The sequence below is a fragment of the Acinetobacter terrestris genome (assembly GCF_004331155.1).
GTDB classification, from domain to species: domain Bacteria; phylum Pseudomonadota; class Gammaproteobacteria; order Pseudomonadales; family Moraxellaceae; genus Acinetobacter; species Acinetobacter terrestris.
On record NZ_SJNZ01000021.1, the window covers coordinates 1 to 24777 of the forward strand.

The window sequence follows — 24777 nt, forward strand, 5'->3', positions numbered from 1 at the left end:
AAGTTTCGCTCAACATTTAGGGAAAAAAGGCTGGACAGTTCAGCGCTTACTCAGAATAATTCAAGTGAATTTATTTGAAATAAAAACCTTAAAAGCGTTATTTTCACCCGATAAAGTCCCCATCAAACAAGAGAAGCTTAAATGAGCTTCCTCTTGTAAAAATTGTGGGACAGCAGTGGCCTTAGGCTCCTTTTTATCTGGAATTGGAATTAAGAAACTAATTTAGGCTTGGACGAAACTTGTGGATTGCGCTTTTGAAATTTAAGTACACTATCCTCAAATCCGGCATTTTTTAATGTTTTACGATCAGCCAGATAATTATTGGTCACATTCCAAGGCGCATGTTTACCTTGTTTCGGCATGACATCCGCTGCACGTGCAATATAACCTGAAGATAAACTCCCCATTACGGTATCTTCCATCAATTCGGTCTGATCACCCTGAGCAATCACCTGGTCATAGCCGTTCTTTTCCATATAATTAATCAGACGACAAATATAATCAGCCGCAATATCAACTTTAAGTGTCCAGGACGCGTTGATATAACCAATGATCATCGCCATATTCGGTACATCACTGACCATAATTCCCTGATACAACATATGTTTAGAGGTATCCATAGGTTTTCCGTCAATGGTCGCTTTAATACCACCTAAAATTTGAATCTGCAAACCTGTCGCCGAAACAATAATATCCGCATCCAAATGCTGGCCTGATTTCAGCTGAATACCTGTTTCAGTAAACTTCTCAATTTGATCCGTTTCTACACTCGCCTTACCTGAGCGTAAAATCTTAAATAGGTCCCCATCAGGTACCACACACAGACGTTGATCCCATGGATTATAAGAGGGTGTAAAGTGCTTCATATCCACTTTACCCTTCAACTGCATCTCAATGGATTTGAGTAACAGTTTACGCAGTAATTTCGGCTGCTTTTGGGCAAGCGCATAAATCCCGCGTTGCATACCAATGTTACGTGCACGCGTCAGTTTGTAAGCAAGCGCTTCAGGCAAGACTTTACGCATTTTGTCATATACAAAATCAATCGATGGAACAGAAGCGATATAAGTTGGAGAACGCTGCAGCATGGTGACATGTGCTGCTCCACCTTTTGCCATTGCAGGCACCAGGGTAATGGCGGTTGCACCACTGCCGATAATCACGACTTTCTTAGCTTTATAGTCGAAGTTTTCTGGCCAATGTTGCGGATGAATGAGCTGACCTTTAAAAGCTGCTTGGTTTGGAAAATCCGGTTGGAAGCCTTGGTCATAATTGTAATAACCCGTGCAGCCTAGTACAAAATTAGCAATCCAGGTCTGTTGTTTCTGATTTGCATCTTCAATTTGCACCACCCACTTGCTGATGGAAGAATCATAATTAGCAGACACCACCCTATGTTTAAAATGAATTTTGTTTTTTAAATTATATTCATCAACAACTTCAGATAAATAACCTTTAATGGATGCCCCATCTGCAAGGACATTGGCCTTTTGCCATGGTTTAAAATTAAAACCAAAAGTCGACATATCAGAATCTGAACGAATCCCTGGATATTTAAATAAATCCCAAGTTCCACCAAAACTTTCACGACGTTCAATAATATCAAATTGACGTTGCGGACAATTCTTTGAAAGGTGTGCAGCCAGACCAATACCTGAAATACCTGCGCCCACAATCAAAATATCAATGTGCTTTTCCATGTTCTTTTTATAACCTTGTTGAACTTTATTTTATTAAACCATAAATCTGACAATACACAATGTCAAGTTTAAATAAATCTGACAAAAAATATATCAGTTCAGGACAAAATCTAAATTTGTCTGACAATAAAAATCATCAGGCATAAAAAAAGACCGGTGAAACACCGGTCTTTTTCCGAACAACTGAAGTTCTTTTTGCGAAATTATTTAACTTCGCGATCTACTAGCTCAACGTAAGCCATCGGTGCAGCATCACCTGCACGGAAGCCCGCTTTAAGAACACGTAGATAGCCGCCGTTACGTTCTTTATAACGAGGGCCAAGAACTGTAAATAATTTACCTACAGTTGCAGCTGAACGAGTACGAGCAAACGCCAAACGACGGTTTGCTACAGAATCGACTTTAGCTAAAGTGATTAAAGGCTCAGCAACACGACGTAATTCTTTTGCTTTAGGAACAGTAGTTTTAATTAACTCATGTTCGAACAAAGAATTAGCCATGTTTTGGAACATCGCTTTACGATGACTGCTTGTACGGCCTAATTTCACACCACTATTACGATGACGCATGGTGATAGTCCTACTTAATTAACGGCTACGATAAGCAAAGCGATCGTCCATGCGGAGGCTAGCCGGTGGCCAGTTCTCTAAACGCATGCCCAATTGCAAGCCTTTCGATGCCAGAACATCTTTGATTTCAGTTAACGATTTTTTACCTAAGTTAGGAGTTTTTAACAACTCAACTTCAGTACGTTGAACCAAATCACCGATGTAGTAAATATTTTCTGCTTTCAAACAGTTAGCAGAACGAACAGTAAGCTCTAGATCATCTACTGGACGAAGCAAGATTGGATCCACTTCTTCGCGAGGCTCTTGAGCAACAGGAGCTTGATCTTTCTGAAGATCAACAAAAATTGCAATTTGTTGCTGCAAGATTGTTGCCGCTTTGCGGATAGCTTCTTCTGGATCAACTGTACCATTAGTTTCAAGATCAATGATCAATTTATCAAGGTCAGTACGTTGTTCTACACGAGCATTTTCAACTGTGTAAGACACGCGCTTGATCGGGCTATAAGAAGCATCTAACTGTAAACGACCCACTGGGCGAGTTTCGCCTTCTGGGAAACGTGAGTCAGAAGTCTCATAACCACGGCCTTGAGAAACTTTCAGGCGCATTTTTAATGAGCCTGAAGCACTTAACGTGCCAATCAAATGCTCAGGGTTTACCACTTCAACATTATGAGGTAAACGAAGATCAGCGGCTGTTACGTTGCCAGGACCTTGTTTTTCTAATGTCAAATATGCTTCGTTTTGATCGAACAGCTTAATCGACAATCCTTTTAGGTTCAGCAAGAGCTCGACGATGTCCTGCTGCAAGCCTTCCAAGGTACTGTACTCGTGCTCAACCCCTTCTATTTCAACTTCAACCACAGCAGCGCCAGGTAAAGAAGAAAGAAGGATACGACGTAAAGCATTACCCAAAGTATGACCAAAGCCACGCTCTAAGGGTTCTAGAATCACTTTTGCCGAGGTCCCGCTAGCCGCTTCGACCTTGATCGCTTGCGGAGTTAGAAACTCATTTGCAGTACGCGTCATTATTGCTACCTCAAGGGATTATTTAGAATACAATTCTACAATCAAGCTTTCATTGATTTCAGCAGGTAAATCAGAACGATCCGGTGCAGCTTTAAACGTACCTTCCAATTTAGAATGGTCAACTTCCATCCAAGAAGGAATACCACGTTGAGTAGCTAACTCGATTGCGCCTTTAATACGCAATTGTTGTTTAGCACCTTCGTGAACTGCAACCACGTCACCCGCTTTAACTTGGATTGAAGCGATGTTAACGCGACGACCATTTAAAGTGATTGAACGGTGAGATACAAGCTGACGAGCTTCTGCACGTGTAGAACCAAAACCCATGCGATAAACGACGTTATCAAGACGGCTTTCGAGCAATTTCAACAAGTTTTCACCTGTTGCGCCTTTAACACGAGCAGCTTCTTTATAGTAATTACTAAATTGACGTTCTAACACACCATACGTACGACGTACTTTTTGTTTTTCACGTAATTGTAGTGAATACTCAGATTGTTTGCTACCACGAGCCCCGCCATGTTGGCCAGGAGCTTTAGCATGTTTTTTAGTTTTTACATCAAACGGTTTAACGCCTGATTTAAGTTGCAGGTCTGTCCCTTCGCGGCGAGAGAGTTTGCATTTTGGACCAATATAACGAGCCATGAATGTTTCTCCTTACACGCGACGTTTTTTAGGTGGACGACAACCGTTGTGCGGGATTGGCGTCACATCGGTAATGCTGTTAATTTTATAACCCACTGCACCTAAAGCACGAACCGCAGATTCACGACCAGGACCAGGACCTTTTACAAGGACGTCCAAGTTTTTCAAACCGTAATCTAAAGCAGCTTTACCAGCGACTTCAGCAGCTACCTGAGCAGCGAACGGAGTTGATTTACGTGATCCACGGAAGCCTTGTCCACCTGAAGTGGCCCAAGCCAATGCATTACCTTGACGATCGGTAATAGTAACAATGGTGTTATTAAAAGAAGCGTGAATGTGTGCAACACCTTCAGAGACGGTACGAGTGACCTTCTTGCGTGTGCGAGTATCTTTAGCCATCTTTTAGCTTCCAGAAATCTTATTTCTTAATAGGTTTGCGCGGACCTTTACGGGTACGTGCGTTAGTTTTGGTGCGTTGTCCACGGACAGGCAAGCTGCGACGATGACGAAGACCACGGTAGCAGCCTAAATCCATTAAACGTTTAATGTTCATGGAAATTTCGCGACGTAAATCACCTTCGGTCGGAACCTTAGTAATTTCTGCACGAATCGCATCAAGCTGAGCATCATCCAATTCACGGATCTTAGTAGTAGTTGGAATACCTACAGCAGCTAAGATGTTCTTAGCAGTGTGGCGACCGATACCAAAGATATACGTGAGGGAGATAACAGCATGCTTGTTATCCGGAATGTTTACACCGGCAATACGAGCCATTCACTTTCTCCAAAAAGGCAGTAGAGATAATCAACCGCCCGACAAAAACCTTGAGGGGCGGATATTAACCCAATTCGCCTACTGAAATCAACAGGTCTTGATTAGATTAACCTTGACGCTGTTTATGACGAGGTTCTGCGCTACAAATCACGCGGATAACCCCATTACGACGGATAACTTTACAGCTACCACAAATTTTTTTAACAGAAGCTTGTACTTTCATGATGAAACCTCAAGTGCGCTTATCCCTTAGGATGAGCAGTCGTTTTTCTCATTAACGTTTGATTATCGTATTGATGCGAGGTGAGATGTGCTTGTAGCTGAGCCATAAAGTCCATCACGACTACCACAACGATCAGCAAAGAGGTACCACCCAAAGAGAATGGAATACCAAATGAGCTCTGTAATACCATCGGCATTAAACAAATCACTGTGATATAAATCGCGCCAATAAAGGTCAAACGATTGAGAATATGATCTAAGTAACGAGCAGTTTGCTCACCTGGACGAATACCAGGCACATAAGCTCCGCTGCGTTTCAAGTTCTCTGACACTTCTTTAGGGCTAAATACTAGCGCAGTATAGAAATAACAGAAAAAGATAATTAACGCACCAAAGAGCACCAAATACAACGGCTGTCCAGGCGACAACACGAGCGCCAAATCTTGCAAGCTACGTTTGATAATTCCTGCACTCGGATCAGCACTCCCCACCCATTGACCCAAGCTCGCAGGGAACAAAAGCAATGAACTGGCGAAAATTGCCGGAATCACACCCGCCATATTAATTTTTAATGGCAAATGTGTCTGCTGTGCAGTAAATACACGACGACCTTGTTGTTTTTGAGCGTAATTGACTGGTATACGACGTTGTGCTTTTTCAATAAACACAATCGCTGCTAACACACCAATCGATAACAAGCCAAAAATGACCAAGCCAATAAGACTTGTTTGACCATTATCTACCGATGATAAAGATTGCATAATTAAATTCGGCAATCCAGCAACAATACCCGCAAAGATGATCATGGATATACCATTCCCTACTCCGCGTTCAGTAATTTGCTCACCTAACCACATCAAGAACATGGTACCCGCAACCAGTGAAGTCACAGCAGGAATGTAGAAAGCTAGGCCTCCAGTCAAAGTAATCCCTTGACTAATAAGTCCCGCACACATCCCGACAGACTGCACAAGTGCAAGCAACAATGTACCTTGTCGCGTATATTGATTTATCTTACGCTTACCTTGTTCGCCTTCTTTCTTTAAAGCTTCCAGCGAAGGAACAACCGTAGACATTAACTGCACAATAATTGAAGCAGAAATGTAAGGCATGATCCCTAAAGCAAGAATTGACATCCGCTCTAATGCACCACCTGAAAACATGTTAAACAAACCAAGGATCGTGCCCTGGTTTGCATTAAAAAGATTTTCAAGTGCAGCATTATTAATGCCTGGTACTGGAATATGTGCTCCTAGTCGAAAGACCATTAATGCACCAATAAGGAACATCATTCGGCGAATAATTTCACGATATTTCACATGAAACGGCTGCCCTTTCATCATGTTAACATGACCTGAAGAACTAGGAGACATAGACACTAGCGATTACTCCTCGACTTTGCCGCCAGCAGCTTCAACAGCAGCTTTAGCGCCTTTAGTCAATGCAACACCTTGAATAGTGAATGCACGAGTAATATCACCAGAAAGTACGATACGAGCACGAGTCATATCTCTACGTACAACATTCGCTGCTTTCAAAGTTTCAAGTGAAACAATATCACCCTCAACTTTAGCAAGCTCTGATAAACGTACTTCAGCAGTTTTTAAAGCGAGTTGGCTAGTAAAACCGAATTTAGGCAAACGACGATATAACGCAGTTTGACCACCTTCAAATCCTGGACGAGTACCACCGCTCTTACGTGAGTTCTGACCTTTGACACCACGGCCACCAGTCTTACCAACGCCAGAACCGATACCACGGCCTAGACGAAGGTTGTCACGTTTAGCACCTTCTGCAGGTGCAATAGTATTTAAACGCAGAGTCATGGCTTATTCCTCTACACTAACCATATAGTAGACTTGGTTGATCATACCGCGGTTAGAAGGAGTATCAACAACTTCTACTGTATGACCAATACGACGCAGACCTAAACCTTGCAGGCTAAGCTTGTGATTTTTCAAGCGATGCGATGAAGATTTAGTCTGGGTAACTTTAATCGTTTTCATGATTGATTACCCTTGAATTTGTGCTACTGAAAGACCACGTTTCGCAGCGACTTTCTCAGGAGAAGTCATATCACGCAAACCTTTGAAAGTTGCGTTAACTACGTTAGCAGCATTTGTAGAACCATAGCATTTTGTCAATACGTTATGTACGCCAACAGCTTCTAGAACTGCACGCATAGCACCACCAGCAATTACACCAGTACCTTCAGAAGCAGGTTGCATGTAAACGCGGCTTGCACCGTGACGAGCATTAATAGGGTGTTGTACAGTACCGTTAACAAGATCAACAGTAATCATGTTACGACGTGCAGCTTCAAGTGCTTTAGAAATAGCAGCTGGAACTTCACGTGCTTTACCACGACCAAAACCTACGCGACCATTACCATCACCCACAACAGTTAATGCTGTGAAAGAGAAGATACGACCACCCTTAACAACTTTGGCTACACGATCAACGGCAACCAGCTTTTCAACAAGACCTTCGTTTTGTTCAACTTTAGCCATGATTAGAACTCCAAGCCGTTTTCACGAGCAGCATCAGCCAAGGCTTTGATACGACCATGATATTTAAAACCAGAACGGTCAAATGCAACTTTTGTTACACCAGCTGCTTTAGCACGTTCTGCGATTAAAGCACCTACTTTTTGAGCTGCTTCAACGTTACCAGTTGTGCCAGCACGTAAAGTAGCATCTAAAGTTGAAGCTTGCGCTAAAACTTTGCCACCATCTGCTGAAATAACTTGAGCATAGATGTGACGCGGAGTGCGGTTTACACACAAGCGAGTCGCACCCAATGCACGGATGTGCAAGCGTGTGCTTTTCGCACGACGCAAACGGGATTGTTTCTTTTCGTTCATAAGAACCTCGCGCCCTATTTCTTCTTAGCTTCTTTACGAAGAACAACTTCATCCGAATAACGAACACCTTTACCTTTATAAGGCTCTGGTTCACGATATGAACGGATATCTGCAGCTACTTGACCCAACATATGTTTGCTTGCTGATTTCAAAACGATTTCAGTAGCAGTTGGAGTTTCAGCAGTTACACCTTCAGGAAGTTTATAATCGATAGGGTGTGAAAAACCTAGGTTAAGATGAACAACATCACCTTTAACCGCAGCTTTATAACCAACACCGATTAGTTGTAACTTACGTTCGAAGCCTTCGTTAACACCTTTAACAAGGTTGTTAAGAACAGCGCGAGCAGTACCAGCTTGCATCCAAGAATCTTTAGATTCTTTAACTGGAGCAATATGAAGCTGACCTTCTTCCTGTTTTAGCTCGACCAGCGCATGCAGGTTGAAAGACAATGTACCTTTATTGCCTTTCACTTCGACCTGCCGGCCGTTCTGAGTAACTGTAACGCCGTTAGGCACAGTTACTGGGGCTTTAGCCACACGAGACATGAGGATTCACCTATTAAGAAACAAAAGCAATAACTTCACCACCGATACCAGCAGAACGTGCTGCGCGATCAGTCATGATGCCTTTGCTTGTAGAAACAATTGCAATACCTAAACCTTGCTTAACGCTTGGAAGTGCATCTTTACCGCGATACTGACGTAGACCTGGACGGCTTACGCGTTTCACAGTTTCGATAACTGGTTTGCCTTCAAAATATTTTAACGTAATTGTTAAAGTTGCTTTGCCTTCAGCATCAGCAACTTCTACGTCAGAAATGTAACCCTCTTGTTGAAGAACGTTAGCAATAGCAACCTTCAACTTAGAGTTAGGCATAGAAACAGTTTGTTTCTTCGCCATTTGTGCGTTACGAACACGGGTTAACATGTCGGCAACGGTATCTTGCATACTCATTATAGTCGCTCCTTACCAGCTTGCCTTAACCATGCCCGGTACATCACCTTGCATGACAGTTTCACGTAATTTGTTACGGCTTAAGCCGAACTTACGGAAGTAACCATGAGGACGACCAGTTAAACCACAACGGTTACGAAGACGTACTGGAGACGCATTACGTGGTAATGCCTGAAATTTCATCATCGCTTCGAAACGTTCTTCATCTGTTGCATTTACATTTGCAATAACAGCTTTTAATTCAGCACGTTTTGCAGCGTATTTAGCAACAGTTTTTTCGCGTTTCAATTCGCGATTAATCATACCTTTCTTAGCCATATCGACCTCTTATTTAAACGGGAAGCCGAATGCACGCAATAGCGCACGGCCTTCGTCATCGGTGCGAGCAGTCGTAGTAACGGTAATATCCATACCACGAATACGATCAATCTTATCAAAATCGATTTCAGGGAACATGATCTGTTCCTTCAAACCCATTGAGTAGTTCCCACGACCGTCAAATGATTTCGCAGAAAAACCACGGAAGTCACGGATACGAGGGATCGCAATAGAGATCAAACGGTCTAAGAATTCGTACATACGTTCGCCGCGTAAAGTAACTTTACAACCAATCGGCCAACCATCACGGATTTTGAAACCAGCGATAGATTTGCGAGCTAAAGTAAGTACTGGTTTTTGACCAGCAATTGCTTGCATATCAGAAAGAGCGCCATCTAACAATTTCTTGTCAGCTGATGCAGCACCAACACCCATGTTGATGGTAATTTTTGTAATGCGTGGAATTTCCATCACATTCTTAACGCCCAATGTTTCTAACAATTGAGCTTTAAGTTCTTCGTTGTAACGTGTTTTAAGTCTGGCCATGGCCTATATCAACCTATTACTTCGCTACCGCCACTGATTCACCATTTGATTTGAATACGCGAGTTTTCACGCCTTCAGCATCAAATTGGTAACCAACACGGTCAGCCTTTTGGGTTGTAGCATTAAAAACTGCCACGTTTGAGATATGAAGCGTCGCTTCCTGAGTTACGATGCTGCCTTCAACACCAGTAGCTCGGTTCGGCTTTTGATGCTTCTTAACCAAGTTAAGGCCTTCAACCTTAACACGGTCATTTGAAACAGACAGAACAGTTCCCTGATTGCCTTTTTCTTTACCTGCGATCACAATAATTTGATCGCCTTTTTTAATCTTAGCCATGAGTGCCTCTTATAGAACTTCAGGAGCCAATGAAATGATTTTCATGAACTGTTCAGTACGAAGTTCACGAGTCACTGGTCCGAAAATACGAGTTGCAATCGGCGCTTTGTTGTTGTTCAAAATAACAGCAGCATTGTCATCAAAACGGATGATAGAACCATCCGGACGACGTACACCGAATTTTGTACGTACAACTACAGCATTCATCACGTCGCCTTTTTTAACACGACCGCGAGGAATAGCTTCTTTTACAGTAACTTTAATAATATCGCCAACAGAAGCATAACGACGGTGTGAACCACCTAGTACTTTAATACATTGTACGCGGCGAGCACCACTGTTGTCTGCTACGTCGAGCATACTTTCGGTTTGAATCATTGCCCTACTCCAAAACCGAGCATCACCGGTTACAATTTCGAAAGGCTCAAAGAGTACTCGAAATTAACCGATGATGCAACAAGAACGTCTAATTACTCAGCAGCTGCTTCAATAACTTCCACTAAAGCCCAAGCTTTAGTTTTAGAAATTGGGCGGCTTTCTTTAATGGTTACCAAGTCGCCGGTTTTAGCAACATTGTTCTCATCATGAGCGTGTAATTTAGTTGAACGGCGGATTAATTTGCCATACAACGGGTGTTGAACGCGGCGTTCAATAAGTACAACAATAGACTTGTCCATTTTGTCGCTTACGACCTTGCCGGTTAACGTGCGAACTGTTTGTTCACTCATTGTCCGTTCCCCTGTTTTTCGGTAAGGAGTGTCTTAATACGAGCAATAGTCTTACGAGTAAGCGCAACTTCATGCGATTTACCCAATTGACCAGTTGCCTTAGCCATACGAAGACGGAATTGGTTAAGCTGTTGCTCATCAAGCAAAGCTGTCAACTCTTCTACCGACTTTTCACGTAGATCATTAGTTTTCATTACATCACCGTCTTAGTAACGATAGTGGTTTTAAACGGAAGCTTAGCAGCTGCAAGCGTAAACGCTTCACGTGCCAATTCTTCGCTAACACCATCCATTTCGTACAAGATCTTACCTGGTTTGATTTGGCAAACCCAGTATTCCACAGAACCTTTACCTTTACCCATACGAACTTCTAATGGTTTTTCAGTAATTGGTTTGTCCGGGAAAACACGGATAAAGATCTTACCACCACGTTTCACACGACGGCTAATTGTACGACGCGCAGCTTCAATTTGACGAGCAGTCATTTGACCACGCTCGAGAGATTTAAGCCCAATAGTACCGAAAGATACAGTGCTACCACGATGCGCTAGACCAGTGTTACGGCCTTTTTGTACCTTGCGGAACTTAGTACGTTTAGGTTGCAACATGGATTATTCTCCTTTTTCAGCAGAACGATCATTGCGACGACCACGACGCTCTTGACCTTCACCACGACCGCGACCGCGTTTAGCTGGACGTTCTTCAGCAGGAGCAGGGTTCATGACTTGTTTCATGCCACCTAAGATCTCGCCACGGAATACCCAAACTTTAACACCAATCGTACCGTAAGTAGTTTCAGCACGTACAGATGAGTAGTCGATGTCAGCACGAAGTGTATGCAAAGGTACACGACCTTCACGATACCATTCAGTACGGGCAATCTCTGCACCACCTAAACGACCAGAAACTTCAACTTTGATACCTTTAGCACCAGCACGCATAGAGTTTTGAACCGCACGCTTCATAGCACGACGGAACATTACACGTTTTTCTAGTTGAGAAGCGATAGCTTCAGCAACCAAACGAGCGTCTAAATCTGGGCGATCGATTTCGTTGATGCTTACTTGCGCAGGAACACCCATAATAGATGTTAATTCGCGTTGTAATTTCTCAATATCTTCGCCTTTTTTACCGATAACGATACCTGGACGAGCAGTGCTAATTGTAATTTTAGCAGCGCCTGTAGGACGTTCGATAAGAATTTTGCTGATCATCGCGTTTTTAAGTTTTTTGTTCAAAAACTCACGAACTTGAAGATCTTTAAGCAAATATTCAGCGTATTGTTTCGGACTCGCATACCAGTTAGCGTTATGACGTTTCACAACACCTAGGCGGATACCGATTGGATGAACCTTCTGACCCATATCAAACCCCTACCTTAACGGTGATGTGACAAGTACGCTTAGTGATACGATCTGCACGGCCTTTAGCACGTGGCATAATACGTTTAAGGCTCACACCTTCATCAACGTAAATCGTAGCAACTTTAAGGTCGTCTACATCTAAACTGTTATTATGTTCAGCGTTTGCAACTGCAGATTCCAACGCTTTTTTCACTAAAACTGCAGCTTTTTTATTGCTGAAGTTCAAGATATTTAAAGCGTGAGCAATAGATTTGCCACGAATCAAATCTGCAACCAAACGTGCTTTTTGTGCCGAGATAGCGGCACCGCGTAATTTAGCAGTAACTTCCATCATAGCACCTTAACGTTTAGATTTCTTGTCAACACCGTGACCACGATAGGTACGAGTTGGCGCGAATTCACCGAGTTTATGACCAACCATATGTTCAGATACGATTACCGGAACATGGTTACGACCATTATGAACAGAAATTGTTAAACCAACAAAATCTGGGAGTATCATCGAACGACGCGACCAAGTTTTGATCGGCTTACGGTTATTAGCCGCGATAGCCGCTTCAACCTTAGCGAACAAGTGCGCATCGACGAATGGGCCTTTTTTCAGAGAACGAGGCATTGTCAGATTCCTTTACTTGTTACTTAACGCGACGGTCGCGAATGATCATCTTAGTCGTACGCTTGTTGGTACGTGTTTTGTACCCCTTAGCTTTTTGACCCCATGGGCTTACAGGTTGAATACCTTTATTACGCCCTTCACCACCACCATGTGGGTGATCAACTGGGTTCATAGCCATACCACGTACGGTAGGACGAACGCCACGCCAGCGTGAAGCACCCGCTTTACCGAGTGAACGAAGGTTGCTTTCCTGGTTAGAAACTTCACCAAGTACAGCACGGCATTCAACGTGAATTTTACGCATTTCGCCAGAACGTAGACGAACAATTGCGTAAGAACCGTCACGACCCAACAACTGAACAGAAGTACCAGCTGAACGAGCTAATTGCGCGCCTTTACCGATTTTAAGTTCGATGTTGTGAAGAGTAGAACCGATAGGCATGTTACGAAGTGGTAAGCAGTTACCTGGACGAATTGGAGCATCGTTACCAGATTGTACTTTATCACCAGCACGCAAACCTTTAGGAGCAATGATATAACGACGTTCACCATCAGCATACAAAACTAAAGCAATGTGTGCAGTACGGTTAGGATCGTATTCGATACGCTCTACAGTAGCAGGGATACCGTCTTTGTTACGTTTAAAGTCAACTAAACGGTAGTGCTGTTTATGACCGCCACCAATGTGACGAGTCGTAATGTGACCGTTATTATTACGACCACCAGTACGTTTTTTAGCTTCAATCAACGGTGCATAAGGCGCGCCTTTGTGAAGATGGTCGTGAACGACTTTCTCTACAAAGCGACGTCCTGGTGACGTTGGCTTACATTTTTGAATAGGCATAATTCTCGTCCTTATTCCGCTGCGCTTTCAGCGGTATCGCCCAAGTCAGCCATTTGAACATCTTGGCCAGCTTTCAGGGTGACGTATGCTTTTTTAACATCAGAACGACGTCCTAATGTTTTACCAAAGCGTTTAGTCTTACCTTTAGTGATCGTCGTGTTAACTTTAACAACTTGAACACCAAAGAGTTGTTCCACTGCTTTTTTGATTTCAAGTTTAGTTGCGTTAATAGCAACTTTAAAAACTTGAACACCAGCAGCTTCACCTAGAACTTGCGCTTTTTCTGAGAATACAGGTCCTTGTAGGACTTGATAGATACGTTCGTTGTTCATCCGAGTTCTACCTCAATTTTCTTAGCAGCAGCTACAGACATAACAACTTTGTCGAACGCGATCAAGCTAACAGGATCAATTGCAGCAGCATCAACCACATCTACATGCGGAATGTTACGTGCAGCAAGATATAGATTCTCATCTACAGCATCCGTAACGATTAATGCGCGAACAGCATTTAAGTCGTTAAGTTTAGCAAGCAATTCTTTAGTTTTAGGAGCTTCAACAGTAAACTCTTCAACCAATACCAAGCGATCTTGACGAACAAGTTCAGCTAAGATGCATTGCATAGCACCGCGGTACATTTTACGGTTAACTTTTTGAGACCAATCTTGTGGACGAGCAGCAAAAGTTTTACCACCACCAACCCAGATTGGGCTACGAATAGAGCCAGCACGCGCACGACCAGTACCTTTTTGACGGAATGGTTTTTTACCACCGCCAGATACATCGCCACGTGATTTTTGAGCTTTAGAACCTTGACGACCACCAGCTAAGTAAGCTGTAACAACTTGGTGTACAAGAGCTTCGTTAAACTCACGTCCGAAAGCAACTTCAGACAATTCAACAGCAGAGCCGGAAACAGTATTTAAATTCACAATATTTCCCCTCAGGCCTTGATCGTTGGACGAACGATAACGTCGCCACCAGTTGAACCAGGGATTGCACCTTTAACAACAAGAATTGAACGTTCCATGTCGATAGATACAACTTCAAGACCCTGTACTGTTACGCGTTCATCACCCATGTGACCGGCCATTTTCTTGCCTTTAAACACGCGTCCAGGAGTCTGGTTTTGACCAGTAGCACCTAAAGAACGGTGAGACAATGAGTTACCGTGAGTAGCGTCTTGAGTACGGAAGTTCCAACGTTTAACACCACCTTGGAAACCTTTACCTTTAGATTGACCAGTTACGTCAATTACTTGACCAACGGTAAATAAGTCAACACCAATGGTACCGCCAACTTCACGACCTTCAAGCTCAGTTTCTGAAACGCGGAATTCTTTAACCAAACGACCAGCAGCAACACCCGCTTTAGCGAAGTGACCTTTCTGGGGGTTAGTTACGCGAGATTCGCGACGTTCACCAGTAGTGATTTGAATCGCTTGATAACCATCAGTTTCAAGCGTTTTGATTTGAGTGATGCGGTTAGGATCAACCTCAATCACCGTAACAGGTACAGAAACACCCGCATCTGTAAAGATACGTGTCATACCGCACTTGCGACCGACTAAACCAATAGCCATGTGCATAAACCTCTAAAAAAGCGGCTTAATTAACTTAGAGTGTTAATTAACCCGAAAGCCTTAACCCAATGCGATCTGAACATCAACACCAGCTGCAAGATCTAATTTCATCAATGCATCAACAGTTTTGTCTGTTGGTTGAACGATATCGATCAAACGCTTGTAAGTGCGGATTTCATACTGGTCGCGCGCGTCTTTATTAACGTGCGGTGAAGTTAGAACGTTAAAACGTTCGATGCGTGTAGGCATCGGAATTGGACCACAAACTTGTGCGCCAGTACGTTTTGCTGTTTCTACGATCTCTTGAGCAGATTGATCAATCAGACGATGATCAAAAGACTTCAAACGGATACGGATTCTCTGGTTAGACATACCAGTAAACTCCAAGCCAAAAATATAAAGAATCACCTCTGACGCATCTCACCCTATTGGTAAGTGTCAAAGGCAGTGAAAATCACTAAGGTCATGATCGATGCCACGACTGTCACGATATTAACTACTTTATTCGTAGTTAACCCCTTTTATTAAAGGGCCGCTCATTATAGCTATTGTTTAACGCTTAAGCAAATCTCTTTTCAACTTTTTAGTATCTTTCTCATCGCAGAAATTTGTAACATTGTTTAAAAATAAATCAACGTGCAGTTTTTTGCAAAACGTACTCTATTGCTTGATTTAATATTTGATTTCCTTGAATAAAATTACTTTTCGGCGACTTTTTCAATTGTTGTTCAGATTGTAAGTACTCTCCTGAAAAATTTATCAGCTCTTCATCATTTTCCAAAAACAGCTTCAATGTTTCTGGCATGATTTCCGGATGGAACTGGAATCCCAAGACATTTTTTCCAATTTGGTACATCTGATTGCGGCACACATCATTTTCTGCCAAATGAATCGCGCCTTTCGGAATTTCAAAGGTTTCACTATGCCATTGCATCACATTAAATTGTGCCGGCAATTCAAAGCACGCTTCAGGCACATGATTCACTTTGCGTACCCCCGTCCAGCCCAGTTCCTGCTTTTCATTACGGCGCACTGCTGCACCCAGTGCATTTGCGATCAGCTGACCACCCAAACATAAACCGATTGCGGGTTTGCCCATCGATAAATAACGTCGCAACCAGCGTTTTTCGACTTTTAACCAGGGATAATTTGCTTCATCGTTCACACTCATCGTCCCACCCATAATAATGAGTAAATCGACATCTTCCACATGCGGTAAAGCTTCAATATCCAAAGGACGGTCTACCGGTAATGCGAAAAACTCGGTCGCACTAATTTTAGCATGGTGCTGTTTTAAAAATTGATAACAACTGCCGAAGCCTTCACCAGCAATATGCTGAAAATAATGTACTTTTAAATGCGACTTCATTCGCTCCCACCTATTGTTGTGTTCTGATATAGGTTTAGCAAAAATGAAGCCAACTTTATGTGCAGATTAACGTTTCTATACATTTGGGCATTTATATAGCCTAATCTGCGCGTTTCTCTTAAGCTAAGGCTAATTTTGATACGACTTAGAGCAGAACCTTGAAAAAAAATCCACAAACAGAATTGATTCATGCACCACGAAAAGCCCCGCAATATATTTCTACGGTTCAACCTCCCCTGTTTCGTGCATCGACCATTATTTTTGAGAACACCGATGCACTGTTTAATCGCCATTGGACAGATGACTATGATTATAGTTATGGCACCCACGGTACCCCAACCACTTTCACCTTAGGCGACAGCATTGCCCAGATTGAAGGCGGTGAATATTGCCTGCTGGCACCGAGCGGTTTATCTGCCATCAACCTGGTAAATTCCTGCTTTTTAGCGCAAGGAGATGAAGTTTGGGTTGCAGACAATATCTATGGTCCAAACATGGAACATTTGCGCAATCTGGAAACGCGCTATGGCATTACAGTTAAGGTTTACAACGCAATAGATGTAGACAGTTTCCAGCCCACAGACAAAGCCAAACTGATCTGGTTGGAGGCTGCAGGTTCAGTCACTTTAGAATTTCCCAACTTGGTGGGTCTGGTAAATAAAGCCAAACAAGCCAATGTCTTGACTGCACTGGATAATACCTGGGGTGCAGGCCTTGCCTTTAATGCCTTTGATTTTTCGGATCAACATCTAAGTGTCGATCTCACTGTGCATGCGCTGACGAAATACCCAAGCGGTGGCGGCGATATCCTGATGGGTTCGGTGGTGACCCGTGACAAGAAGCTGCATCACAAACTGTTCCGTATGCATGCCATTCAAGGCATCTCCATTTCTGGTGATGATGCTGCACAAGTTCAACGCAGTCTTGCTTCAATGCAAGTACGTTATCAACATCAATCACAAAGTACGTTGAAACTGCTGGACTGGCTAAAACAGCAAAAGGAATTTATTCAGGTGCTGCATCCTGCCGATGAATCCTCTGCTGGTCATGATTATTGGAAAGAAATTTGCAGCACAGGTCAAAGTGCCGGCCTGGTCAGCGTTATTTTTAAACCTGAATATACCCTTGCCGACATTCGCAAATTCTGTGATGCCTTAGAGCTGTTTAAGCTGGGTTTTAGCTGGGGTGGTCCTGTCAGCCTGGTCATGCTATACAATTTAAAAGATATGCGCGCACTTGAGCACACCCATTTACAACCCGGATTGTTGGTTCGTTTTTGTATAGGGCTAGAACATCCGAACGATTTGATACAAGATATAGAAAATGCGTTAAAACAATTAAATACACCACAACTCGAATAATTTAAGACACAAGAACATAAAACAGGAATAGATATGGGTACACCAATCGTTATTGCCAAGAAGACCTCAAATACACAACAAGAGATTGTTTTACATTCACAGTTCACCAACCGTCACGGCTTAATTGCAGGTGCAACCGGAACGGGTAAAACAGTCACTTTAAAAGTGCTTGCAGAAAACTTTTCCCGAATGGGTGTGCCGGTATTTTTAGCCGATGCCAAAGGCGATGTTTCCAGTCTGGCCAAAGCCGGCGCAAGCAATGCTAAATTTGATGAACGTATTAAAAGCTTAAATATTGAATCCATCCCCTTTGCAGCATCACCAGTGGTGTTTTGGGACTTATTTGGCCAGCAAGGTCATCCGATTCGGACTACGGTGTCGGAAATAGGACCGCTATTGCTGTCGCAAATGCTTAACCTGAATGACACGCAGGAAGGGGTTCTTTCAGCGGTTTTCCGCATCGCAGATGATCAAGGCTTACTCTTGATTGATTTTAAGGATTTAAAATCAATTATTAGCTATGTGTCTGAACATGCCGCGGAATTTCAGGCTGAATATGGCAATCTTTCTCCGGCGAGTTTAGGCGCCATTCAACGTAATTTATTGGCACTTGCAGACCAAGGCGGCGATCAGTTTTTTGGTGAGCCGAGTTTAAATATTCTGGATTTTATTCAGACAGACAGCCAGGGACGTGGCTACATCAACATATTGGCAGCCGATAAGTTAATGAATACCCCTAAACTATATGCCACATTCCTACTCTGGATGTTATCGGAACTGTTTGAACAATTGCCAGAAGTAGGCGATCTGGACAAACCCAAACTGGTGTTCTTCTTTGATGAAGCGCATTTACTGTTTGATAATGCCAGCGCAGCACTACAAGAAAAAATTGAACAAGTGGTGCGTTTGATTCGCTCTAAAGGGGTTGGAATTTACTTCGTGACACAAAATCCACTCGACTTACCTGAGAGCGTACTCGGCCAACTGGGTAACCGAGTCCAGCATGCCTTACGTGCATTTACGCCAAAGGATCAAAAAGCGGTCAAAACGGCAGCAGATACCTTTCGCGCCAATCCTGAATTTAAAGTCGATCAAGCCATTACCGAACTGGGTGTGGGTGAAGCCTTAATTAGCTGTCTGGATGAACAAGGGATTCCACAAATTGTAGAGCGTGGCTGGGTGATGCCGCCCTACTCTTCATTTAGCCCGATTAACTTAGATGAACGTAAAATATTGATGAATCAAAGCATTGTTGCCGGTGTTTATGAGCAAGCTGTTGACCGCGAAAGTGCCTATGAAATGTTGCAGCAAAAAGTAGCCCAACGTCAGCAACAGGCAGTTGCCGAGGAAACAGCGAAACAGCAAGCGAAACAACAACAAGCCTTAGCCAAACAACAAGCCAAAGAGCAGGAAGCATTTGCAAAGCAGCAAGCACGCGAACAAGAGCGTATTGCCCGTGAACAGCAGAAAGAGGCTGAACGCACAGCCAAACAACGTGAAAAAATGGCTCAAGACATTGTCGGGACATTTGCGAAAAGTGCGGCACGCAGCTTGGGGGGCAGTACCGGACAGAAAATTGTCCGGGGTTTACTCGGCTCTCTTTTCGGCAGAAAATAACTCTTTTTATTCCTATCAAGATTTTTAAAATTATGGGATATTCAGATATCCCATAATTATTTTAGGGTTTTTCTAAAAGATGTATTTACAACCGATTTGATAAGATGTATTTTAAATACATCTTATAGCCACAACGCAGATGTTCTAGCCATGACTCCACAACATATTGAACTTGTTAAATCAACTGTCCCTGTCCTTCGTGAAAATGGTGTTGCGCTTACCAGCTATTTTTACAACCGCATGCTGAATAACAATCCAGAATTAAAAAATGTCTTTAACCTAGATCACCAAACTAGCGGTCGTCAGCCGCGAGCCTTGGCTGCTGCAGTATTGGCTTATGCAGAACATATTGAAAACCCGAGTGTACTGGCTAAAGCAATTGAGCACATTACAACCAAACATGTGAGTCTGGATATCCAGCCTGATCATTATGCCATTGTGGGTGACAACCTGTTGCATTCAATTAGCGAAGTGTTAAATGTACCGTTTGAATCTGACCTGATTGCTGCCTGGAAAGAAGCTTATATGCAATTGGCAGGTATCTTGGCTGGGGTAGAAAAACAGAAATATGAAAACCTGGCTGCACAAAATGGTGGTTGGGCTGGATGGCGTGCCTTTGAAGTTGCTGCAGTTGAAGCAACTGACAGCGGTAAACGTTTTACTTTAAAAGCACAAGATGGTCAGCCAGTAGTTGCTGCTGAAGCAGGAAGCTATATTTCTGTGAAAGTTCAAGTGCCTAGACATGATATTCAACAGCCACAACAATTTACGTTTGCTGACGCCCAATCTGCAGATCAATTTATTTTTGATGTAAAACCTGAAGTAAATCATACAGAATATTCTGTTGCCAACATCTTGCTTGAAAACTACAAAGCAGGTGATGTGGTTCAGGTTTCTGCGCCAGTTAAAGGCTAAATGCTTAATAAATAATTAATTGCTTGTTATTGAAAGTTCCTTTCGGGGAACTTTCAAGCTACGCTATCTATATATCTTTCCTCACCTTTTAAAGACTCCATGCAACTCAATAAATTTACTGATTATGCCTTGCGTCTATTGATGTACATCTCCAGACCCAGAGACACCCCTTATACCATTGCAGAAATTGCACAGGATTTGCATGTCTCTCAAAATCATCTGGTTAAAATTGTCCATTTCATGGGAAAAAAGGACTGGATCATTACCACACGTGGAAAAGGCGGTGGGATTCGCTTAAATGCAGAAACTTTAAATTTAAATCTGGGTCAGATTGTGCGTATCCTGCAAGGCAATAACCAGATTGTGGAATGCAATACTCCACCCTGCGTACTGCGTAGTAACTGCGGTCTTAAAGGCATTCTAGATCAAGCACTTGAACAGTTCTACCAATCTCTGGATCACTATCGTTTAGGCGAAGTGCTCAATCCAGGCAGCTCAAGTAAAGTTGCCACCTCTTCCCCTATTGCGCTGATTAATCTTTAAATCGCCAGCCGAAGTTTTACAGCTTTCAAAATGCAAAGGTCGCTTGCCTAGACGACTTCCTTTATAATGTTTCTTTGTAGATCATTTATTGAAGTTGAGTTATGCACCACAGCAGAGGAAAATCCAAAAACAGTAAGACAGCCAATGCGCCTAAGCAAAAGATCAGCTATGAGAAAAAAGTTGATTCTGCCATTACTGAATATTCCGTGCGTTCACTCAACTGGTTACGCCAAGCCGAATTCTTGATGAGTGCGCCAAAGCTTAATCTGTGTGTAGAAGATACAGGTTATGAAATTGCTTTTGCCGGTCGTTCAAATGCCGGTAAATCCAGTGCCATCAATGCCTTAACCAATCAAAAACAGTTGGCGCGCGCATCGAAAAAGCCGGGTCGTACCCAAATGATCAACTTCTTTAGCTTGGGCAATCCGGATCAGCGTCTGGTCGATTTGCCGGGTTATGGTTATGCAGCCGTACCTGAAGCAATGAAACTGGTGTGGCAAAAAGAACTTGAAAACTATTTGATTCATCGCCAAAGCCTGCAAGGTTTGGTGCTATTGATGGATATTCGCCATCCACTGCAACACTTTGACGTGATGATGCTGGAATGGGCCTATTCACGTCATTTATTTGTCCATGTCCTGTTAACTAAATCAGATAAACTCAACCGCGGTCCCGCTTCTAAAGTACTTCAGGAAGTTAAAGCGGCATTGAAAAAAATGAAACTGGACTTCTCTATTCAATTGTTCTCATCAATGAACAAACAAGGTTTGGAAGAACTTGCCAGTGTCATGGGTGGGCGTCTAAATTTCACCTTGGACCAATCAACCAAATTCGATTTAGACAACATTCCGGAAGTGAATGCCAGCGATATTGAGGAACCTTTAGAATCGATGGATGCAGATGATGAGGCAGAAATTGAAATTGCTGAAGATGCCACCGATGAAAGCCGACAAGCTGACTAATACCGATTGTCTGACAAAAATCATCATCTATTGATATTTGAATGTCCTCTATTGCTAACCACAATTGAGGGCATTTTTTTATACTGATTCTTAAGTCAATGTGGTCTTAATCATAGACAAAATAACCTGATCACAGACAACATAAGGACAGGATGATGAAGCTTTTATCATTATTGAAAAAGTCTAAAATCGGCTCTTCAATTCAGTACCAAATCAAGCCGCGTAAAGTCAAATTTGAATGGCAGCAAACGCCTGTCGACTGGATTCCAAATCAACCCTTTGTCAGTTATTTTGTCAATGAAATTAATATGATTTTACCTGCCGGCGAATTCTGGTTCTGTCGCCTGTATAACAAAGTTTTGCCGCAAATTAGCGATGAAAAACTCAAACAGGATGTCAAAGCCTTTATCCGTCAGGAAGCCATGCATGCACAGGCGCACGCTTCCGCCAATAAAGAATATCTGAGCGTGCGCAATATTGATGTAAAGCGCAATCTTAAACTGATGGATTTTCTCTTCGGCAAGTTACTGGCAGACCAACCGCTCGGTTTAAACATACCCAAACCGCTTGAACATCAGTGGGACTTATTTCGTCTCGGCATTATTGCCACAGTTGAGCATATGACCTGCGTGCTGGGGAAATATGTGTTGTATAACCAATATTGGCAGCAGCTTGGCGCCGACCCAGCCATGCTCGATCTGGTCAAATGGCACGGCGCAGAAGAAATAGAACACCGCACGGTGGCGTTTGATTTGTATCGTCATCTCGGCGGCGGCTATATTGCGCGTTATTATTTAAGCGTGGTGGTGATTGCAGGTGTACTGGGCTTATGGGTCGATGGTGCAGCCCATATTATGAGGCAGGATGAACGCTTTAAATCGGTTCGTCCCAGCGTGTTTAAACCATGGATTTGGCGTGAATGGTATCGCATCTCACAACACGATAACCGCTTGATGCCCAGTCCACTCTGGCTGGTTTCCCAACAGCTGGGTTATTTAATGCCGTGGTACGATCCGGTGCATGAAGCCAAAACAGAAGATGCGCTTGCCTATTTGGATCACTCCCCTGCCGCAAAACGTGCAGCACTAAAAGTCGCTTAAGGCAATCCAACAAATACTCAACAGTAGGGCTTTATGCCCTACTTTTATTTGCACTACAATAAATCCAGATAAGAAAAAAGATAAGGATAAAAGATGAAACCCTATATTTCGGTCATCACGCTTGCCGTCAATGATCTAGAACAGTCCCTGAAATTTTATTGTGAAGGTTTAGGCTTGCATAGCCGAGGTATTCTGGGGCAAGACTTTGAGTTTGGCGCAGTCGCTTTTATAGAACTGCAATCTGATTTAAAACTTGCCTTATGGCCGCAACAAAGTATTCAGCATGATACAGGTCTGGAAATCAGCCCCATGTGCCCGACCCAAATCACCCTTGGCCATAACGTCTATAGCCCACTAGAAGTGGATCAGGTCTTGGCGCAAGCAGCGCGTGCAGGGGCTGAAATTATCAAACCTGCACAAGCCACATTTTACGGTGGATATGCAGGCTATTTTCAAGATCCCAATGGACACTTATGGGAAGTGGTATGGAATCCGTGCTGGGAAAATGATTAGCTTGTAATTTCATCATCACGGGTATGACGGTCGACCACCACACTAATCATCATGTCGCCTTGCACATTCACCACAGTGCGCACCGTATCCAGTAAACGGTCAATCGGCAATAAAATGGCAATAGCTTCAGCTGGCAGGCCTACCGATTGCAACACCATAATCATGGTCACCATGCCTGCACTTGGAATACCCGGCGCACCGAGCGACGCAATCATTGCGGTCATGCAGACAATCAGCTGCTGGCCAATCGTTAAATCCAGGCCCATCAGGTTGGCAATAAATAAAGCCGCCGCAGCTTCATACAGCGCCGTGCCATCCATGTTCAGTTGAGTTCCCAATGGAATGACGAAACCTGCTGCTGCCGGACGTACACCCAAGTTTTCCTGAGCACATTTCATCGACAGTGGCATTGTGGCAGAACTGGAACTGGTGGCAAACGCCGTAATCAGTGCGCTACGCGCCCCTTTAAAAAAGGTGATCGGATTCATTTTGCCGAAAATCCACAGCAGCAGCGGTAAAACCACAGCCCCGTGGAAAATGGTGGTTCCGGTCACCACAGCAGCAAATTCAACCAGACGACCGAGTACCGAAATATCTTCGGTTGAAATCAGTTTCGCGAGTAAGGCAAAAATACCAATCGGTGCCAGTCGCATCACCCAGATAATCATGAACATCATCATGTCGAAAAACTGCTGGCTGAGCTGACGTACAGTTTTAAAGCGCTCACCACCATGCACCAAAGCCACACCAAAAAATAAAGCAAACACTACAACAGCAAGGACATTGCCTTCAGAAAAGGCTTTAAAGGGATTAATTAAGGTGTTTTGAATAAAATTGGTAAAAAATGAGCTGGGCGTTAAAGTATCCGGAGTTTGATGGGTATTCATCGCATCCTGGAACATGGCGATGTCCACGCCCTTGCCGACATCAAACAGATGCGCACAGCTAAGGCCTAAAATTAAAGCCAAGGTGGTGGTGGTCACGCAGCAGGCCAAGGTGATTTTCCAGACTTTGCCCAATTGCCCACCCGATTGTAAATTGGATACGCCGACCACAATTGAACTAAAAATAAGCGGAATTAACAGCATCTTTAACAAGCCAATAAAAATACTGCTGGCAATTCCCAAGCCATATAAACTGGCATCAAAAAATGCAGTGTCGGGATAAAGATTCAGAATAAAACCGAAAGCCACGCCTAAAATCGCAGCAATCAAAATTTGGGTATTTAAGCTCATCTCTGCATGCTTTTATTGTCAAGTCTTGCAGGCACTATGCCATGCCCTATTTTTAGAATCGAGAATTTTTTT

37 protein-coding genes and 2 pseudogenes are annotated in these 24777 nt (G+C 43.2%); 8 read left to right on the top strand and 31 right to left on the bottom strand.

The features are described from left to right. Nucleotides 1-159, top strand: a pseudogene (locus E0H81_RS11660) (IS4 family transposase); the annotation flags it as partial. A 50-nt stretch (nt 160-209) separates the two neighbouring features. Here E0H81_RS11660 and E0H81_RS11665 read toward each other — a convergent pair. The 30 genes and pseudogenes from E0H81_RS11665 to E0H81_RS11810 all read right to left on the bottom strand — a co-directional run bounded on the left by E0H81_RS11665 (nt 210) and on the right by E0H81_RS11810 (nt 16459). Then, the gene (locus tag E0H81_RS11665) at nt 210-1700 is read right to left on the bottom strand and encodes a flavin-containing monooxygenase (RefSeq protein WP_131319104.1); all 1491 of its coding nucleotides are present in this window, start codon (nt 1698-1700) and stop codon (nt 210-212) included. A gap of 203 nt (nt 1701-1903) precedes the next feature. Beyond that, nucleotides 1904-2269 (bottom strand): 50S ribosomal protein L17, encoded by a 366-nt coding sequence (gene rplQ / locus E0H81_RS11670; protein WP_067726622.1) that lies wholly within the window; start codon nt 2267-2269, stop codon nt 1904-1906. A gap of 18 nt (nt 2270-2287) precedes the next feature. Next, a complete protein-coding gene (locus E0H81_RS11675; protein WP_131319106.1) occupies nt 2288-3295 on the bottom strand; it encodes a DNA-directed RNA polymerase subunit alpha in 1008 nt (335 codons plus the stop codon). Between the two features lie 18 nt (nt 3296-3313). Next, complete coding sequence (rpsD, locus tag E0H81_RS11680) at nt 3314-3940, bottom strand: 30S ribosomal protein S4 (RefSeq protein WP_131269171.1); 627 nt, start codon at nt 3938-3940, stop codon at nt 3314-3316. A 12-nt stretch (nt 3941-3952) separates the two neighbouring features. Further along, nucleotides 3953-4339 carry a 30S ribosomal protein S11 gene (gene rpsK / locus E0H81_RS11685; protein WP_001040166.1) on the bottom strand — a complete coding sequence of 129 codons (387 nt, stop codon included), beginning with the start codon at nt 4337-4339 and terminating at the stop codon, nt 3953-3955. Between the two features lie 19 nt (nt 4340-4358). Next, nucleotides 4359-4715 (bottom strand): 30S ribosomal protein S13, encoded by a 357-nt coding sequence (gene rpsM, locus E0H81_RS11690; RefSeq protein ID WP_053579520.1) that lies wholly within the window; start codon nt 4713-4715, stop codon nt 4359-4361. A 106-nt stretch (nt 4716-4821) separates the two neighbouring features. Then, nucleotides 4822-4938, bottom strand: a complete 117-nt coding sequence (gene rpmJ, locus E0H81_RS11695; RefSeq protein WP_000867907.1) for a 50S ribosomal protein L36 — start codon at nt 4936-4938, stop codon at nt 4822-4824. A gap of 19 nt (nt 4939-4957) precedes the next feature. After that, nucleotides 4958-6277, bottom strand: a complete 1320-nt coding sequence (gene secY / locus E0H81_RS11700; protein WP_171458497.1) for a preprotein translocase subunit SecY — start codon at nt 6275-6277, stop codon at nt 4958-4960. Between the two features lie 45 nt (nt 6278-6322). Further along, a complete protein-coding gene (gene rplO / locus E0H81_RS11705; RefSeq protein WP_067726631.1) occupies nt 6323-6763 on the bottom strand; it encodes a 50S ribosomal protein L15 in 441 nt (146 codons plus the stop codon). A 3-nt stretch (nt 6764-6766) separates the two neighbouring features. Continuing rightward, nucleotides 6767-6943: a 50S ribosomal protein L30 gene (gene rpmD, locus E0H81_RS11710; RefSeq protein WP_067726633.1), complete on the bottom strand. Its 177-nt coding sequence runs from the start codon at nt 6941-6943 to the stop codon at nt 6767-6769. A 6-nt stretch (nt 6944-6949) separates the two neighbouring features. Next, a complete protein-coding gene (rpsE, locus tag E0H81_RS11715; protein WP_067726635.1) occupies nt 6950-7447 on the bottom strand; it encodes a 30S ribosomal protein S5 in 498 nt (165 codons plus the stop codon). A 2-nt stretch (nt 7448-7449) separates the two neighbouring features. Continuing rightward, a complete protein-coding gene (gene rplR, locus E0H81_RS11720; RefSeq protein WP_004281497.1) occupies nt 7450-7800 on the bottom strand; it encodes a 50S ribosomal protein L18 in 351 nt (116 codons plus the stop codon). A gap of 14 nt (nt 7801-7814) precedes the next feature. Then, nucleotides 7815-8348, bottom strand: coding sequence for a 50S ribosomal protein L6 (gene rplF, locus E0H81_RS11725; protein WP_067868556.1), 534 nt, complete (start codon nt 8346-8348; stop codon nt 7815-7817). Between the two features lie 13 nt (nt 8349-8361). Further along, nucleotides 8362-8757 carry a 30S ribosomal protein S8 gene (gene rpsH, locus E0H81_RS11730; protein WP_131319108.1) on the bottom strand — a complete coding sequence of 132 codons (396 nt, stop codon included), beginning with the start codon at nt 8755-8757 and terminating at the stop codon, nt 8362-8364. A gap of 12 nt (nt 8758-8769) precedes the next feature. Further along, the gene (gene rpsN / locus E0H81_RS11735) at nt 8770-9075 is read right to left on the bottom strand and encodes a 30S ribosomal protein S14 (protein WP_131269172.1); all 306 of its coding nucleotides are present in this window, start codon (nt 9073-9075) and stop codon (nt 8770-8772) included. 9 nt (nt 9076-9084) lie between these two features. Continuing rightward, on the bottom strand, nt 9085-9621 hold the full coding sequence (gene rplE / locus E0H81_RS11740; RefSeq protein ID WP_067726643.1) for a 50S ribosomal protein L5: 537 nt from the start codon (nt 9619-9621) through the stop codon (nt 9085-9087). A gap of 16 nt (nt 9622-9637) precedes the next feature. Continuing rightward, nucleotides 9638-9958 carry a 50S ribosomal protein L24 gene (gene rplX, locus E0H81_RS11745; RefSeq protein WP_067868562.1) on the bottom strand — a complete coding sequence of 107 codons (321 nt, stop codon included), beginning with the start codon at nt 9956-9958 and terminating at the stop codon, nt 9638-9640. A gap of 9 nt (nt 9959-9967) precedes the next feature. Further along, the gene (gene rplN, locus E0H81_RS11750) at nt 9968-10336 is read right to left on the bottom strand and encodes a 50S ribosomal protein L14 (protein ID WP_004650480.1); all 369 of its coding nucleotides are present in this window, start codon (nt 10334-10336) and stop codon (nt 9968-9970) included. Between the two features lie 92 nt (nt 10337-10428). Further along, the gene (gene rpsQ / locus E0H81_RS11755; protein ID WP_131269173.1) at nt 10429-10686 is read right to left on the bottom strand and encodes a 30S ribosomal protein S17; all 258 of its coding nucleotides are present in this window, start codon (nt 10684-10686) and stop codon (nt 10429-10431) included. Beyond that, a complete protein-coding gene (gene rpmC, locus E0H81_RS11760) occupies nt 10683-10880 on the bottom strand; it encodes a 50S ribosomal protein L29 (RefSeq protein WP_005012982.1) in 198 nt (65 codons plus the stop codon). The genes rpsQ and rpmC overlap by 4 nt, the downstream gene beginning before the upstream one ends. Next, nucleotides 10880-11293, bottom strand: coding sequence for a 50S ribosomal protein L16 (rplP, locus tag E0H81_RS11765; protein WP_067868565.1), 414 nt, complete (start codon nt 11291-11293; stop codon nt 10880-10882). The genes rpmC and rplP overlap by 1 nt, the downstream gene beginning before the upstream one ends. After that, nucleotides 11233-12049 (bottom strand): annotated as a pseudogene (rpsC, locus tag E0H81_RS11770) (30S ribosomal protein S3). Before rpsC ends, rplP begins: the two are co-directional and overlap by 61 nt. Before the next feature lies 1 nt (nt 12050). Then, nucleotides 12051-12380 (bottom strand): 50S ribosomal protein L22, encoded by a 330-nt coding sequence (rplV, locus tag E0H81_RS11775; RefSeq protein ID WP_039619839.1) that lies wholly within the window; start codon nt 12378-12380, stop codon nt 12051-12053. A gap of 9 nt (nt 12381-12389) precedes the next feature. Then, entirely contained in the window at nt 12390-12665 is a 276-nt protein-coding gene (gene rpsS, locus E0H81_RS11780) for a 30S ribosomal protein S19 (protein WP_004281508.1), read from the bottom strand. Between the two features lie 19 nt (nt 12666-12684). Further along, nucleotides 12685-13509 (bottom strand): 50S ribosomal protein L2, encoded by an 825-nt coding sequence (gene rplB, locus E0H81_RS11785; RefSeq protein WP_067868570.1) that lies wholly within the window; start codon nt 13507-13509, stop codon nt 12685-12687. Nucleotides 13510-13520: 11 nt separating this feature from the next. After that, complete coding sequence (rplW, locus tag E0H81_RS11790) at nt 13521-13841, bottom strand: 50S ribosomal protein L23 (protein WP_067868573.1); 321 nt, start codon at nt 13839-13841, stop codon at nt 13521-13523. Further along, on the bottom strand, nt 13838-14440 hold the full coding sequence (rplD, locus tag E0H81_RS11795; protein WP_131319110.1) for a 50S ribosomal protein L4: 603 nt from the start codon (nt 14438-14440) through the stop codon (nt 13838-13840). Before rplD ends, rplW begins: the two co-directional genes overlap by 4 nt. A gap of 11 nt (nt 14441-14451) precedes the next feature. Beyond that, nucleotides 14452-15090, bottom strand: a complete 639-nt coding sequence (rplC, locus tag E0H81_RS11800; RefSeq protein ID WP_131269174.1) for a 50S ribosomal protein L3 — start codon at nt 15088-15090, stop codon at nt 14452-14454. A gap of 60 nt (nt 15091-15150) precedes the next feature. Continuing rightward, nucleotides 15151-15462, bottom strand: coding sequence for a 30S ribosomal protein S10 (gene rpsJ, locus E0H81_RS11805; protein WP_000070912.1), 312 nt, complete (start codon nt 15460-15462; stop codon nt 15151-15153). A 259-nt stretch (nt 15463-15721) separates the two neighbouring features. Continuing rightward, entirely contained in the window at nt 15722-16459 is a 738-nt protein-coding gene (locus E0H81_RS11810; RefSeq protein WP_131319112.1) for a type 1 glutamine amidotransferase, read from the bottom strand. A gap of 158 nt (nt 16460-16617) precedes the next feature. Between E0H81_RS11810 and E0H81_RS11815 the strand changes: the two genes are divergently transcribed. From E0H81_RS11815 to E0H81_RS11845, 7 genes are all read left to right on the top strand, one after another. Then, entirely contained in the window at nt 16618-17820 is a 1203-nt protein-coding gene (locus E0H81_RS11815) for a PLP-dependent transferase (RefSeq protein ID WP_131319114.1), read from the top strand. Between the two features lie 33 nt (nt 17821-17853). Then, on the top strand, nt 17854-19437 hold the full coding sequence (locus E0H81_RS11820; RefSeq protein ID WP_131319116.1) for a helicase HerA-like domain-containing protein: 1584 nt from the start codon (nt 17854-17856) through the stop codon (nt 19435-19437). Between the two features lie 150 nt (nt 19438-19587). Continuing rightward, nucleotides 19588-20352, top strand: coding sequence for a globin domain-containing protein (locus E0H81_RS11825; RefSeq protein ID WP_131319118.1), 765 nt, complete (start codon nt 19588-19590; stop codon nt 20350-20352). 99 nt (nt 20353-20451) lie between these two features. Further along, entirely contained in the window at nt 20452-20895 is a 444-nt protein-coding gene (locus E0H81_RS11830; protein WP_131319120.1) for an RrF2 family transcriptional regulator, read from the top strand. A gap of 101 nt (nt 20896-20996) precedes the next feature. Then, nucleotides 20997-21857 (top strand): ribosome biogenesis GTP-binding protein YihA/YsxC, encoded by an 861-nt coding sequence (gene yihA / locus E0H81_RS11835; protein ID WP_131319122.1) that lies wholly within the window; start codon nt 20997-20999, stop codon nt 21855-21857. Between the two features lie 155 nt (nt 21858-22012). Then, a complete protein-coding gene (locus E0H81_RS11840; RefSeq protein ID WP_131319124.1) occupies nt 22013-22957 on the top strand; it encodes a metal-dependent hydrolase in 945 nt (314 codons plus the stop codon). Between the two features lie 93 nt (nt 22958-23050). Continuing rightward, nucleotides 23051-23470 (top strand): VOC family protein, encoded by a 420-nt coding sequence (locus E0H81_RS11845; protein ID WP_131269182.1) that lies wholly within the window; start codon nt 23051-23053, stop codon nt 23468-23470. On the opposite strand, the gene E0H81_RS11850 is transcribed toward E0H81_RS11845, so the two are convergent. Beyond that, nucleotides 23467-24705 carry a dicarboxylate/amino acid:cation symporter gene (locus E0H81_RS11850; protein WP_131319126.1) on the bottom strand — a complete coding sequence of 413 codons (1239 nt, stop codon included), beginning with the start codon at nt 24703-24705 and terminating at the stop codon, nt 23467-23469. The genes E0H81_RS11845 and E0H81_RS11850 overlap by 4 nt on opposite strands. Nucleotides 24706-24777 lie beyond the last annotated feature (72 nt).